Raw genomic sequence first — 14,157 nt, forward strand, 5'->3', positions numbered from 1 at the left:
TTCGCCTTGTTCCTTTACCTCACTAATAATAATGTTCTGATAGCAGAACTCTTACTTATACTTTTATCTTACTATTCTTTCAATTTTTACCGTTTCACCATCAATATTATACTTAAAAAAATAAAATTTAATAACATTTCCTTCTGATACTTGTTCTAGATCACCTTTACACTTAGTACAATCTAAACTAACTTTTGTCGTATCAAAAAATAGACTACTTTCTTCCTTCTCATTTAGTTCTATTAAAAGTGTATCAAAAGTTTTCTCTACAACAACCCCACTCAAATGAAACCAATGAGAATTATCATCTCCACTAGAACGCAACTCCATATTTTGACGATTCTCCTTAAAAACATTTCCTTTTACGCCAAGCACAATTAATACTATTGCAAGCAAAAGTATGATTAACAAAATCAATCGTTTCTTATCCATTAAATGTAGTCCCCGATATGTCTGTCCAACTATCAAAATCAAAATTCAAATAACGTACTGTATCCCCCCATCCATCAAATACCATCAATGTATGTACTGTATTTCCAGAATTATATGCTCGCAAAGTTGCATATCCCTCTGCTGCCATTGAATGCCCCGCACGTTCTCCAGTATCACTGCTAATTATACCACAATGGACAACTGCTATATCTCCTCTATCAATGCAATTAGTGAAAAAATTATAATTGGGACTATAGTCAGTATTTTGTGTTACAGAAACATTCTTTCCAGCACAAAAGTCCACAAATCCAGGTCCAATATTGCCAATAGTTGTTGAACCATATGTTATTCCTCCACTCTCCGATGAAACTGTCGTTCCTGTTGAATCCCAAATATCCATATAATCACCTGCAATATCTGTATAATCAACAGCATTATAATATGCACCACATGCTAATAATGCACTAACTGCACATGCATAATGTCCTGTTACACTTTCTATATACGGCTCATTAAAGGAAATAAATTCTTGAAGATGATTTGTTGAAACAAGCGTGTAGTTTTCATAAACTTCATCAATATCTAGCAAAACCTCATCCCAAGTAGCTGGGTCTTTTCCCCTACTCTCATTCAAGGACAGTACTGTTTTTTCTAATGTTTCACCATAATTCGTTCTAATCTTTCCCAAATTATCAACAATACCATATTCAAACGGAGCTATTTTATATATTTCAGAGGTATTTGCTTTTTCACTAAATACATTTGCTTCACTTTGATAAATCACCTCATATGGATTTGCTGAATTATTACCAAATGAGTATTCTGATATCAAAGATTCACACGTAGTATCAAAAACTACATATCCATATGGTTTGTTTTCTAAATTGTAATTTACAATATATCCAATAGCTTGACCTGTTGTATCATAAAATTTTCTCGGATTATTAGCAACAATATTGCTATTTTCTCCTATTCCCTTTGCAAAACGTTCTGCCATCTGTATCGCCAAATCATCCGTAACATTTACAACAGAAGTATTCTCCGATGCATGGACAGGAACTATTGACATAATAGTCAATATAAAGATTGTCAAAAGTGAAGCAAATCGTTTAAAAATTTTTCTCATAAATATCCTTCCTCCTTAGATTATATATTTACTTTAATATTATATCTTATTCCCTATTTTGTCTATATTTTTTTATGTTTATTTCAAATATTTCATTCTATTTTATTTTTATCAAACTATTTTCAAACAAATCCAAACAAAGAATCTCGGGGCAAATTTCGGTCAAATCAGGATAAATAAATATAACACTTTATATGTAAGTCAATTTTAAAAAAGCCTGTAATTCCGGGCTTTACAACACTTTGTAACACAATATAAACCAGTTCGATAATCCCTCATTCCTTTATATAACTATAACAGCACACGAAGCCTCGCCGGGAACGCACCCGCGGGGCTTCGCTGTGTCTAGAACACTCCTTTCATATCTACTCTTTTCAAATTTCCGTAAACCATGTACAATAAGAATAATGGTATTATCATTCATTGAGAGATTTACCAATTCAAGAATGTTAAAGGAGTGTCTATTATGTCTGGGGAACGTAAAAACACTATAACAAAATCTGCAACTGCTAATACTACAACGAAAAAAGGGCTGTCACAGGGACAGGCCGATATTCTGATTGCCATCGTTGCCATGACATGGGGAAGTTCCTATCTGATGATGAAAATCGGGTTGACTGGAATGCCGCCATTCTCTATTATCGCACTGCGCTTTTGCATTGCATTTATTACTGTTGCACTGGTTTTCTTACCGAAAATGAAACTGATGAACCTGCGCACTCTTGGATATGGAAGTATTCTCGGGCTGCTTCTGTTTGGTGTGTTTGCTTTTCTTGTTCCGGGAATGAAATACACGACCGCTTCCAATGCTGGATTCCTGGTTGGTATTGTGTCTGTATTCGTACCGGTAGTACACAGCTTTTTAAAACACAAACTGCCATCCAAACGTACAACTCTTGGAGTCCTTTTGGCTTTACTTGGAATCTGCCTGCTTACATTTCTCTCCACCTTTACAATTAATCTTGGAGATATTTTATGTATCCTCAGTGCATTTTCCTACACCATCCAGATTATTCTGATGGATCATTTTACAAAAGAAACTGACAGCTTTCTTCTTGGAATCTGGCAACTTGGATTTACCGGTCTGTATGGTGTGATCTTTACATTTTTATTTGAGACTCCCTCACTTCCAGGCAGTGGCGCGCAGTGGGGTGCAATTCTTGGTCTGGCGATAATCTGCAGTGCTTTTGGATTTATCGTTCAGCCAGTTGCTCAAGAATACACATCTCCGGAACATACCAGCATGCTTTTCGCACTGGAACCAGTATTTTCTATGATTTTTGCCTATATTTTTCTCCATGAAAAATTATCTCTGCAAGGAGCAATTGGGGCATTTCTGATTATGGTCGGTGTCGTGATTGCTGCAAGCACCCATGAAGAGTGATTACTCCCTCTTTTCCCGGAAATTTGTTTTATTTTCCTATTCAAGAATGCCTCGGCATTCGGTTTAATGCGCAAAAAATGAGATTACAATTAATCTCCAACATTGCACTTCTTGATTATTTATAGTATAATTCTAAGTATACTTATTATTGTACTTAAAAGAAAAAATTTGATCATGGAGGTCATTATGAATAAAAATCAAAAAGACGGCAATTTTGAAGAAAACCTTGGCTCCCGCGTGAAGAAATTACGCCAGGAGATGAATCTGACACAGGCAGAGGTCGCAGATGCCCTGCACGTAACACCAGGATATATCAGCAACGTAGAGAACAATCGTACAGCAATGTCTCTTCGTATCCTGATCTACTATGCAAAGCTTATGAATACAACACTGGATTCTCTTGTTGGTTCTCTGGAGCCTGCTTATAAAGAGAACGCTCTGGACAATGAAGTTATGCATCTTGTAGCTCAGATGAATGATCTGGAAAAACAGAAATTGATCAATACATTAAGAATCTGGATTTAATTTATACTTATTGATTTTATAAGATGCCAGAAATCTGTGTTTTTACCACGCAGATTAACCTGGCATCTTTTTATTGCAATAAGATAAATAATATATAAAACCAACCGGGTATTCTTATAAATTTATTTCATTGCTTCTTTAATCGCACTTAACAGTTCATCATATGTTTCATATGCTGGGATCTGTGGATAGTCTGCTTTGATCTTATCGGTACTTCTGAATAAAAATCCAGCTTTACTAGCCTGAATCATGCCAAGGTCATTATAAGAATCTCCACTTGCGATTGTGTCAAATCCGATAGACTGCAGTGCTTTGACTGTACTGAGTTTCGACTGTTCTACACGCATCTTGAATCCGGTAATCTCTCCATCTTCCGCAACCTCCAGTGTGTTACAGAACAATGTAGGCCATCCTAATTTCTCCATCAGTGGTGTTGCAAACTGTGTAAATGTATCACTGATAAGAATCACCTGACTAAATGTACGGAGCTCATCTAAGAACTCTTTTGCTCCCGGAAGCGGATCGATCTTGGCGATTGTCTCTTGAATTTCCTTCAGTCCAAGACCATGCTCCTTTAAAATGTCAAGACGCCATTTCATAAGTTTGTCATAATCAGGCTCATCTCTTGTTGTCTTCTTAAGTTCCGGAATATTACTTGCCTTGGCAAAAGCAATCCAAATTTCCGGTACTAATACTCCTTCTACGTCTAAACATGTGATATACATCATTCTTTCCTCCTCTTTATATGTCATAAGATGATGTTGAGTACAAAAGCCTTCAATTATATTTTTTTACTCTACACCTTGTGATACCTTGAAATCGCACGAAGCACCTTCTCCATCTCAAATGGCTTCGCCAGATGCTCATTCATACCGGCATTTTTTGCTTTCTGAATATCGTCAGCAAATGCATTTGCTGAAATTGCAATAATCGGTACAGTTGCCCCCCGTGGGTGAGTGCATGTACGAATTCTTCTGGTCGCTTCGAGACCGTCCATGACTGGCATCATAATATCCATCAAAATCAGGTCAATCTCCTGTTCCCTTGATTGTTCAAAGATATCCAGTGCCTCCTGTCCATTTTTTGCAGCTATCACCTGTACTCCTGCTTCTTCCAGAAGATACCGGGCAATTTCCAGATTCAGCTCATTGTCTTCTACAAGCAATACATGCATACCTTCCACATTGGGTGTCTCCGGCTCTGACTGTACACTTGCATTTTCATAATCCTTGTCAATTGCAAATGGAAGAACTAATATAAATGTACTTCCTACATTCTTTTTACTCTTTATCTTAATCGTGCCGCCCAAAGCGTCCACCAGTTTCTTTGCAATTGCCATACCAAGACCGGTTCCTCGATAAACCGTACGCGCTCCTGTATCCTCTTGTGTAAATGTTTCAAAAATATGTTTCTGAAATTCTTCATTCATTCCAATTCCAGTATCCGAGACAGAGAATCGATACACTACATCATCTTCTGTCCGTGATACCATATCTACGCGAAGTGTGATCTTACCATGGATTTTATTATATTTTACTGCATTACTAAGGATATTTGCAAATATCTGCCGGAAATACATCGGACTTCCCACTACATGTGGACATTCAATTTCTGACACTCCACTCTTTTCCAACTCCAGTCCCATTTTCTCTGCCTGGGATTCCAGATCTGTCCAACAGCCTCTAAGTACTTCCCGGATATCAAATGGCTTATGTTCTACTTCCAGCCTGCTTGTCTCCAATTTGTTCATATCCAGCACATCATTTACAAGATGCAGAAGATTACCTGCTGTCACTTTCATTTTTTCATGGCATTCTTTCAATCTTTCTGGATCATCCCAGTTTTTCTCTTCAATATCCAGCATACCCATGATGCCATTGATCGGAGTCCGGATATCATGGGACATTTTCCGAAGGAATTCTGCCTTGGCATCATTAGCAATTCTTGCCTCTTTCAATGCTTTAACCAGCTCTTGCTGATAAGCCAGCTCTTTCTGCTTATAATCATCAATAATCTGCGTCACATATAACACTTCTGTTACGGATTCTGTCGGAACTTTCTCCTGCGCGATAAATAATGCACATCTCCAGATTCCCTGCTTATTCGGATATTCCCGGCTGACAAAGTTCTTCTCTTTTAACCGTTCCCCCAGTGTTGACAAGTCAAAGAACTTTCGCATTTCTTCCTGATAATCTTCATGAATCTGAAATGTACAAAATTCCATCAGCTTTTCAGATGCAATTCCTCTGTCATTTGCAATTTTGTACATTTTATTTGGTTCAGAAATCTGCTCCATATAATCTGTGTTCAGATTTATATTATAGATTGCATAATAAATCTCACTTGTTGCATCTTTTAGACTTCGAAATCGCATTTCCCGCTCGATGTTCTTAGTAATATCCTGATGATAACCACGTATGCAGACTCCGATTCCCTCATAATCTTTCGGCCGCACTCCTCCACATCGGATCCAGATTTTTCCACGAGTCGGATGGTGCCACGGATAAATGACGTCAGCATATCCTTTTTCCAAAGTTTCTTTCACACAGTTGTCCACTTTTTCCGTATATTCCGATGGAATATTGTCTCTCCATATGCGGTAACATTCCTCACTTGTGGTACCTTTCGTCAGCCCCAGAAGCTCACGCATATTTGCATCGGCCTCCATTACCGGTTCTTTTCCCTCTTGCTTAATAATCGACCAGATACCAATCTGTGCTCCGCAAAAGATTTCTTCTATATTCCTGCGGTATTTCTGTCTGGACTTGATAGAGGCCATCTCAAGCTTTGTACATTCTTTCTTGTAAGCATCAACTGCCACTCCGATATAATAGCCCAACAGGGAAAGCAGCCTTCGAATCAGTCTGGATTTCTTCATATCCGGATTATCTACGCCCACAAAACCCATTAATTTTTCATGGACAGAAATTGGAAATGCAATCAGTGTCTGAACATTCTGGAACTTTAAAAGTCCGTATTCCTGGGGCATCTCTGCCTTAATATCTTCCAGTTCCTCAATCAGGATATTTTCCCCCTGCAGGAACAGATGTATCCAGTTCGGCATACTCTCGAATGGAATTCCTTTTAGATTATCAATCTGTGGTGTCACCCCTTCTTTACACCATTCATATGTATTGGTTGTTGTATAATCTTCATTAATTTCAAATACATAGGCACGGTCTGCGCATGTATACTCACCAACTTTGCATAATACGTTATTGATTCCATCGTCGATCAGTTCTGTACTGCTGAGACTTGTAATCAGCTCAAGCATAAATCGTTCCGCTTCCAGTTCTGCGCTTAACTTTCCATTTTCATACAATAATTCCGCTATTGTATGATTCTCTGTCAGACTCATAAGGCCACCTCTTTTCATATCTGGTTATCTGTTTTTGTCTGCACGTGGTCTTTCTTTTCTCATGCACCGTATTCTCTCTTACTTTTATGAATCGGTAAGCTCTTCCAGCATCTGTCGTACTGTCTTTCCATTTCCCGGGTGCCGTTTGTATGGTGCGATTTCCTCCAAAGGCTCCAGTACAAAAGAACGTTTATGCATTTCAACATGGGGAATGCATAAGTCATCCTCCTGACTGATCAGATCATCATAAAAAATGATATCCAGATCCAGCGTTCTTGGTCCCCAGTGAATGATCCGCTCTCTTCCGGCTTCCTTTTCGATCCGGTTCAGTTCTCTAAGGAGTTCCTTCGGATAATAAAGAGTTTTCATTCTCAGACAGCCATTCAGAAAATCCGGCTGGTCTGTCACACCGTACGGTGGGGTTGTAATAAATCCGGAGACTTTTTCCACTTTGCTTGCAGGAAGCGCGTCAATTGCTGACACTGCATCGTCCAGGATTTGTCTGCTGTCTCCCATATTAGATCCGAGGGCAATGTAAGCCGTGTGCCAGCTTCTTGTGATTCTGACGCTGACAGTTTTAAGCGGAAGTCCTACCGGTGCCCATGGTTTCTGGATCTCCAGTGTTACTTTTTCAAGCCCGTCAAACTTCTGAAGCATATCTTCTACCAGTTCTTCGGCCACGCGCTCCAGTAATTTGTATGTATGTGATTTTACAAATTCTGTAATAAATGCACTGACTTCTCCGTAATGGATCGATGCCGTCAGCTCATCAGTCTTTCCGGCTTTTCTTGTGTCTGTATAAAGTGTTGCGGACACGATGAACTTCTGTCCCAGTACATTTTCTTCTGGAAATACGCCGTGATTTGCGAATATTTCCAGACCTTCAATTTTAATCTGATCTAATTCCATCCTCTATACCTCATGGTCACGCATAAGCGCTTTTGCCATCTGAATGGCTCTCTTATTCTTCTTTACATCATGGACACGCACAAATGCACTGCCTTTTTGAACACCGTATACCGTCGTCACGAGTGTTCCTTCTTCCCGCTGATCGACTGGCAGATCCAGTGTCAGACCAATGACGGATTTTCTGGAAGTTCCAAGAAGGATTGGGTAATTGAGCTTCTGCATGATTTCTAATTTGTCAATAATCTCCAGATTCATCTCGTAAGTCTTTCCGAATCCAACTCCTGGGTCCAGAATAATCTTATCATCTGCAATCCCTGCTGCCTTTGCCAGACGTATACACTCCCGCATATCCTCCATAAAATCATCCAGGAAATTGCTATATTCTGTATTGTCACGGTTGTGCATCAGGCAGCAGGCAACGTTATATTTTGCAATGACACCTGCAATCTTCTTGTCGTATTTCAATCCCCAGATGTCATTCACAAGATCTGCTCCTGCCTGAACTGCTGCTTCCGCCACCTTACTTTTATAAGTATCAATGGAAATTGGCACATCAAACTCTTTTTTCAGTTTCTCAATGATAGGAGTCACTCTTGCAATTTCTTCCTCATCCGTGATCATTATATGTCCCGGTCTTGTAGACTCGCCTCCTACATCAATGATGTCTGCGCCGTCCTCGACCATCTGTCTTGCATGCTCCATTGCCTGATCCATGCCATTATATTTTCCACCATCAGAAAAGGAATCCGGTGTTACATTCAAGATTCCCATAACATAAGTTTCATGCTCTACGTCAAATTTCTTTCCGCCAATAATCATATCTTTATCTCCATATTCTTCTCTTCTTCGCTCCAATTACACTGCTCTTTTACCGGACACGCAAAACAATTTCTGGAACGCTTGTCACACTCATAAAATAGTCTTGCCACCTCCGACATGCCGTTACATTTTCTGCGATGTCCGCGCACAGCTTCTAATATCCATGCCCGTTCCGTCTCTGAAAATGCATCATTTTCCGAAAGTGTATCTAAAATCTCGCCTGCGATCTTCTCACCTGCAATTTCGTGAGGAATCTTGTCCGTGTACTGCAAAGCTTTTCCAATGTCATGTAAAATTGCTGCTGTGTAAATTAACTCCTTATCAATGCCAAGACCTGCTTCCAGATTCTTAATATACGCAATCCGCGCTACATCCAAAAGGTGTGTAATCTGGTGACAACAAAATTCACGGTCATGCTCCATTTTTTCATTTTCCCGGTAATACTTCTGATAAAGTGGATGATTCCAGACTGCATTGAGGCGCGGCATCTCTATATACTTTTCCATCAGCATCGCTATCTCTCCAACATGCGGAAAAATCGTTCTTCCAGTGCCGGGTCTGTCTCGAAGACTCCACGTCTTGCCAGCGTCACTGTCTGGCTTCCCGGCTTCTTGATTCCACGCATAGTCATGCACATATGCTCCGCCTCGATCATCACGATTGCGCCTTTTGCCTGCATATGCTCCATCAGCGCATCGGCAATCTGTCCCGTCAACTGCTCCTGAAGCTGCAGTCTTCTTGCAAATACTTCTACTGTTCTTGCAAGCTTGCTCAGTCCTACGACTTTTCCATCCGGGATATATCCGATATGTACTTTTCCGTAAAATGGCAGCAGGTGGTGTTCGCATGTGGAGTAAAATGTAATATCTTTTTCCACAACCATCTCACTGCTGTCTACTGTAAATGTCTTGGACAAATGTGTTGCTGCATCTTCTTCCATGCCGCCGTATATCTCTTCATACATTCTTGCAATCCGGTCCGGAGTGTCAATAAGCCCCTCCCGGTTCACATCTTCACCTATTCCTTCTAATAAAAGCCGAACTGCCTGTTCTACTTTTTCATGATCTATCATTTTTATTCGCTCTTTTCTATTTTTCTATTTTCTTCCACAATCCGCTTCACTTCTCCCAGATAAGAAAGTGAACCACATGCGATGATTACCTGATTATTCATTCCTGCACCACATGCTGCTGTCGCTGATTCCACCGCCGACTGAATACTGTCTTTTGCTTCTGCTTCTTCGCAATATTTTCTGGCACAGTCCGCAAGTTTCCCGGCACTTAAGCTTCTGGCTTTGTTCGGAAGTTCTACAGTGTAAACCTTCTTTGCCAGCGGGCACAGGATACTTGTAATCTTTTCATACTCCTTATCCTGAAATACTCCCATAATAAGCTGGATTTCCTTTCCTTTAAAGTATCGCTCAATGGATGTTCTCAGTTTGATCGCAGCGTCCTCATTATGTGCTCCGTCTATGATAAAAACCGGATTCTTTCTAAGGCAGGTAAATCTGCCTTCCCACACGGTTTTTGCAAGCCCGTCCCGCACTGCTTCATCCGGGATCTCATATCCAAGCGTTCTTAACTGCTTTACAATCTCAAGCGCTGTGGCAAGATTCTCTCTCTGGCACTGCCCCGCAAGATTTGAATGCATCTTTTCAAACTCTTTATAAGAAAATGTGATTCCATCGTAACTGTCCGTCAGAATTTTCATTTTCTTTGGCTCTGCCTCTACATAAGAGCAGTTCTTCTCTTCTGCTTTTTTCTTCAGGACATTTCTCACAACGTCTGTCTGTCTCGCGGATACTACTGCACAACCAGGTTTGATAATGCCCGACTTCGTCCGGGCGATCTCCTCCAGCGTATCTCCAATCACACCAAGATGATCGACGCTGATGGTTGCAAATGCTGCACAGATGGTATTCTTCACAATATTCGTCGCGTCCGTCTCACCGCCAAGTCCGGTCTCAAGTACGACCATGTCGCAATGCATTTTCCGAAAATACAAAAAAGCCATTGCCGTCTCTGCTTCAAATAACGTCGGGAGAGGTTCTCCCTTTGCTTTCAGACTGGCAATCGCTTCCTTTATCTTCTCTACACTCTGTGCAAAATCCAATTCCGAGATCCATGTTCCGTCCACCTGGATTTTCTCCAGATAAGACATAACGGTCGGAGAAACATATCGCCCGGTTCTGTAGCCAGCCTCACTTAATATAGTCGAAGTGTACGCAAGCACAGAGCCCTTGCCATTCGTTCCTGCAATATGTATGAACTTAAGATCGTCCTGTGGATCACCAAGCTCATGCAACAGACCTCGAATCGTATCTAAGCCAAGTACACTTCCGTATTTCGACATCTCGTCCAAATATACCCTTGCTTCTTTGTAGGTCACGTTTTTTGTTCCCTTCTTTTTTATAAAATTTACTATGATATTTACATATTAGACTTATCATACCACTGTAAGCGCCTGATAACAAGCGAATCTTTTCGAAAAAATATACCATAACTTTTTCCATTTGTAATGGTATATTTCATCACCTCAAGATTCCCGAATATCGAATCAGTGTAAGGATTACCTGCACTGCAAAAATCGCCGGAATCCCATACCGGAACTCGTTCTTTCTTGTCTTATGATGGAATACATACATTCCGATCCATGCTCCCACAGAACCACCGATGCATGCAAACCCAAGAAGAGTCTTCTCGCTAGTTCGCCACTCGTCATTCTTCGCTTTCCATTTGTCCTGGCCAAATGCCAGGAATGTAATGATATTAATAACACAAAGATAAATGATAAAATTTTTGTTCATGTTTTTTATAAAAAGACGAAATCCCAAAATTCCGCCCTCTTTTACCTCTCGTAATTCTTATCTGTTTTTATTATTTTACCACATATTCCGTAATCTTTTCAAACAAGATTTCACCATCTCATGGCTGATATATTTTACTACCCTGTCAAACAATTCCCCCGCCCAGATGTATGACACCTGAGAGGGGGATAAAATCTTTTGATATCTGTACCGATACGCCCTTTTGTTATTTATTTTTTTCTTCTTATAACCGTCACACTGATCACAACTGCTGCAATTGCTGCCAGTGCATAAAGCATCGGTCTTGCTTCGTCTCCTGTGACTGCTGCTATCTTGTTTTTCAGCTTATTTAACGGTGTCTTTTTTTCTGATTCATGTCCCTTTCCAGTGCCCGGTGTTCCTTCATTCGGATCTTTATCCTTATCTGGATTTTTTCCCGGATCTTTATCCTTATCCGGGTCTTTGCTTTCGCCGCCGCTGGTATCTTCTGCTGTCTCAATGACCAGTGTCAGATCCTCGCAGACTTCTTCCAGTGTCAGATATCCGTCCTGGAACTGTTCCGTAACGTCTTCCCCGTTCAGAAGAATCCTTGAAACCTTCCATCCTTCTTCCGGTGTGATCCATATCTTCGGCTCGGCAAAACGATCCACAACAAAGTTATCTATGTTGCCTTCTATCTGATCTTCTTCCCCTTCTATCACTACATCTGCGTGACTTTTTTCCACACGGATATTATGGGAGTCTGGCACGGTTGTACTAATGGTGCTCTGGGAATTCGATGAGCTTCCTGCATCTGCTGCCAGAACGGACATGGTCGTAAAAAACATTGCTGCGATTGCAGCCAGCATAGTCATCACTGTCACAAACACTGCCGTTGTAATGCGGACAGTCTTTTTATCCACAATGATATCCAAATTTTCTGTCTTTTTCCTCATATGCACGCCCCCTTACTCACTTTTGTCCATGTATGATATAGTAAATTTCACCGTATCTGCGTACTCTCCGGCTGCCGCCTTCTTCCAGTCTTCTTTTTTACGGCTCCACCATCTTCGATGTGTAAATCGTCTCATCTGTGTCGTTAAGTACGATTTCAAATGTAAAGTAACATGGGTTTCCTTCCGGATTCATCAGGTTCATCTGCACGTCTTTTTTGTCTGCCTCGATCGTAATGGACGGATAGCCCGGTATCCGGATTCCTGTCGGCTTTTCCCCGGTATCGTCTGCCGTCTGGGTCTTCGCATTTGGATCCTGATCCGGCATATTCGCTTTGTACTCTTTCGTACATTTTGCATCTGTATACCAGCCTGCAAATGCATAACCGACTCTTTTTTCCGGATACAGACTTCCAAAACTCCCTGAAGCAGACCGTGATACTCGATAAATGGCTCCATGAATTTGTCAAATCTTGCCCACTCCCATGCCTGGCTCACCGTCTGAATCGCCTCTTCTTGTTCTTTCAGATTGATCTGACACATTGCCTGCACACAGCCCAGATAAATCATGGAGATTGGGTATACTCCGTCTGCCATCAGAAATGCACCCTGCACAACACCTTTTGCCTTAGCATAATCCTGTCTCAGATAAATCTCATGCGCCAGAAGGCTCACCGCAAATAACCGCTGTCCGATTGGCAGATACGGAATGTACTGCTGAAGCGGCGGTGTTCCTTCCTCCGGCGGTATATGAAGAAATATGCTGATTACATAAAATGCGAACAGGCAGGCCGCTTTTACATTCACAGGTGCATCCTCCTGCATTGCCTGGGTCAAACACTGATGTACATCTTCCCTTGTACGCTGTGCTGCCTGAGGATCTCCAAGTGTAAGATTCGCAAATGTGTAAAGCATATCCGCCGATAGCCGGAGCATCACATCATCGTGATCCAGATAATCTTTTACCGTCTCCACACATTTTTCCGCCTGCGCCGAGAAGAAATAATATTCTCCCTGTGCAATCTGCGCCAGTTCCTTATCTTCTATTTTCTCAATTGCTTCTGCTGCTTTTCCCGATTGAAAGGCACTTCCAGCTGATATAACCTTTATCAATGAAACTTTTCTACATAATAATTCTGTATATCTGTTAAAATATACGCCTCATAATATTCTACCGGAATCTCCTGATTGTCTTCCAGACAATAGGAAATCGCTTTAATTCTCAATAAAGGCTGACTTTCGTCCCGTTCCAGCAACCGGCTCACCGACACATCTGCTGTTGTAGCTTCCAGTGTCTGTCTCACCCTGTACATATATGTCCCATAGAATGAACCAAGCACTTCATATAAAGACCGGTTATTGAAGTCAAAAAAATCTAACTTTTCAAATCTTTTTGCCGGTAATACTGCTGTATTTAAACTATACGGAATACCATCTGCATAATAAAGGCTGCGGATTTCAAAAATCTCTTCTCCTTCTTCTATCTGAAGTTTATCTGCCAGATACGTATCTGCTTCTTTTTTTTCTAAAGACAACTGCTTCTTGCCCGGCAACTTTCCTTCGTTCCTTACAGCCTCTGTAAAACTATAGATTCTTGATCTTTTCTGATCTGCCAGTTCTCTCACAAAGCAGCCCTTTCCCTTGATCCGGTACAAGATCCCTTCTGCACACAATTCATCAATTGCTTTTCTCACCGTCACACGACTGACTTTATAACACTGGCACATTTCATTCTCGGATTTGATTACCTGATTGGGTTTTAAAATATTATCTTTGATCTGTTCTTTTATCTCTTGCTTGATTATTTCGTATTTGGTCATCTTACTTTCCACCTGTTCGCCATAAAAAATAACTTTGGCTTATCGT

General features: G+C 40.8%; 14 protein-coding genes and 1 pseudogene. 2 read left to right on the forward strand and 13 right to left on the reverse strand.

Annotation, left to right across the window (positions count from 1 at the left end):
* Window positions 1-63 precede the first annotated feature (63 nt).
* Both NQ560_RS12230 and NQ560_RS12235 read right to left on the reverse strand, forming a co-directional pair.
* A complete protein-coding gene (locus NQ560_RS12230; protein WP_004844112.1) occupies window positions 64-432 on the reverse strand; it encodes a hypothetical protein in 369 nt (122 codons plus the stop codon).
* Window positions 425-1,558, reverse strand: a complete 1,134-nt coding sequence (locus NQ560_RS12235; protein WP_004844113.1) for a hypothetical protein — start codon at window positions 1,556-1,558, stop codon at window positions 425-427. The genes NQ560_RS12230 and NQ560_RS12235 overlap by 8 nt, the downstream gene beginning before the upstream one ends.
* Before the next feature lie 466 nt (window positions 1,559-2,024).
* Between NQ560_RS12235 and NQ560_RS12240 the strand changes: the two genes are divergently transcribed.
* Both NQ560_RS12240 and NQ560_RS12245 read left to right on the forward strand, forming a co-directional pair.
* Window positions 2,025-2,942 carry a DMT family transporter gene (locus NQ560_RS12240; RefSeq protein WP_005333714.1) on the forward strand — a complete coding sequence of 306 codons (918 nt, stop codon included), beginning with the start codon at window positions 2,025-2,027 and terminating at the stop codon, window positions 2,940-2,942.
* A 186-nt stretch (window positions 2,943-3,128) separates the two neighbouring features.
* Window positions 3,129-3,467, forward strand: a complete 339-nt coding sequence (locus NQ560_RS12245; RefSeq protein ID WP_005339999.1) for a helix-turn-helix domain-containing protein — start codon at window positions 3,129-3,131, stop codon at window positions 3,465-3,467.
* Between the two features lie 122 nt (window positions 3,468-3,589).
* On the opposite strand, the gene thrH is transcribed toward NQ560_RS12245, so the two are convergent.
* The 11 genes and pseudogenes from thrH to NQ560_RS12300 all read right to left on the reverse strand — a co-directional run bounded on the left by thrH (window position 3,590) and on the right by NQ560_RS12300 (window position 14,111).
* Window positions 3,590-4,192 carry a bifunctional phosphoserine phosphatase/homoserine phosphotransferase ThrH gene (thrH, locus tag NQ560_RS12250; RefSeq protein WP_040015516.1) on the reverse strand — a complete coding sequence of 201 codons (603 nt, stop codon included), beginning with the start codon at window positions 4,190-4,192 and terminating at the stop codon, window positions 3,590-3,592.
* A gap of 71 nt (window positions 4,193-4,263) precedes the next feature.
* Entirely contained in the window at window positions 4,264-6,825 is a 2,562-nt protein-coding gene (locus NQ560_RS12255; protein WP_154104229.1) for a response regulator, read from the reverse strand.
* 84 nt (window positions 6,826-6,909) lie between these two features.
* The gene (gene folK / locus NQ560_RS12260) at window positions 6,910-7,734 is read right to left on the reverse strand and encodes a 2-amino-4-hydroxy-6-hydroxymethyldihydropteridine diphosphokinase (RefSeq protein ID WP_005333706.1); all 825 of its coding nucleotides are present in this window, start codon (window positions 7,732-7,734) and stop codon (window positions 6,910-6,912) included.
* A 3-nt stretch (window positions 7,735-7,737) separates the two neighbouring features.
* Window positions 7,738-8,553 carry a dihydropteroate synthase gene (gene folP, locus NQ560_RS12265; RefSeq protein ID WP_005333704.1) on the reverse strand — a complete coding sequence of 272 codons (816 nt, stop codon included), beginning with the start codon at window positions 8,551-8,553 and terminating at the stop codon, window positions 7,738-7,740.
* Window positions 8,550-9,065, reverse strand: coding sequence for an HD domain-containing protein (locus NQ560_RS12270; RefSeq protein WP_005333703.1), 516 nt, complete (start codon window positions 9,063-9,065; stop codon window positions 8,550-8,552). The genes folP and NQ560_RS12270 overlap by 4 nt, the downstream gene beginning before the upstream one ends.
* A 2-nt stretch (window positions 9,066-9,067) precedes the next feature.
* On the reverse strand, window positions 9,068-9,625 hold the full coding sequence (gene folE, locus NQ560_RS12275) for a GTP cyclohydrolase I FolE (protein ID WP_005333701.1): 558 nt from the start codon (window positions 9,623-9,625) through the stop codon (window positions 9,068-9,070).
* Window positions 9,626-9,627: 2 nt separating this feature from the next.
* Window positions 9,628-10,941 (reverse strand): bifunctional folylpolyglutamate synthase/dihydrofolate synthase, encoded by a 1,314-nt coding sequence (locus NQ560_RS12280; protein WP_005333699.1) that lies wholly within the window; start codon window positions 10,939-10,941, stop codon window positions 9,628-9,630.
* Between the two features lie 142 nt (window positions 10,942-11,083).
* Entirely contained in the window at window positions 11,084-11,386 is a 303-nt protein-coding gene (locus NQ560_RS12285; RefSeq protein ID WP_154104228.1) for a DUF1294 domain-containing protein, read from the reverse strand.
* 203 nt (window positions 11,387-11,589) lie between these two features.
* The gene (locus NQ560_RS12290; RefSeq protein WP_005333697.1) at window positions 11,590-12,294 is read right to left on the reverse strand and encodes a hypothetical protein; all 705 of its coding nucleotides are present in this window, start codon (window positions 12,292-12,294) and stop codon (window positions 11,590-11,592) included.
* 334 nt (window positions 12,295-12,628) lie between these two features.
* Window positions 12,629-12,754 (reverse strand): annotated as a pseudogene (locus tag NQ560_RS15885) (hypothetical protein); the annotation flags it as partial.
* A gap of 646 nt (window positions 12,755-13,400) precedes the next feature.
* Window positions 13,401-14,111, reverse strand: coding sequence for a GntR family transcriptional regulator (locus tag NQ560_RS12300; protein WP_005333695.1), 711 nt, complete (start codon window positions 14,109-14,111; stop codon window positions 13,401-13,403).
* Between the last annotated feature and the right edge of the window lie 46 nt (window positions 14,112-14,157).

The organism is Dorea formicigenerans (genome assembly GCF_025150245.1).
Classification (GTDB): Bacteria; Bacillota; Clostridia; order Lachnospirales; family Lachnospiraceae; genus Dorea; species Dorea formicigenerans.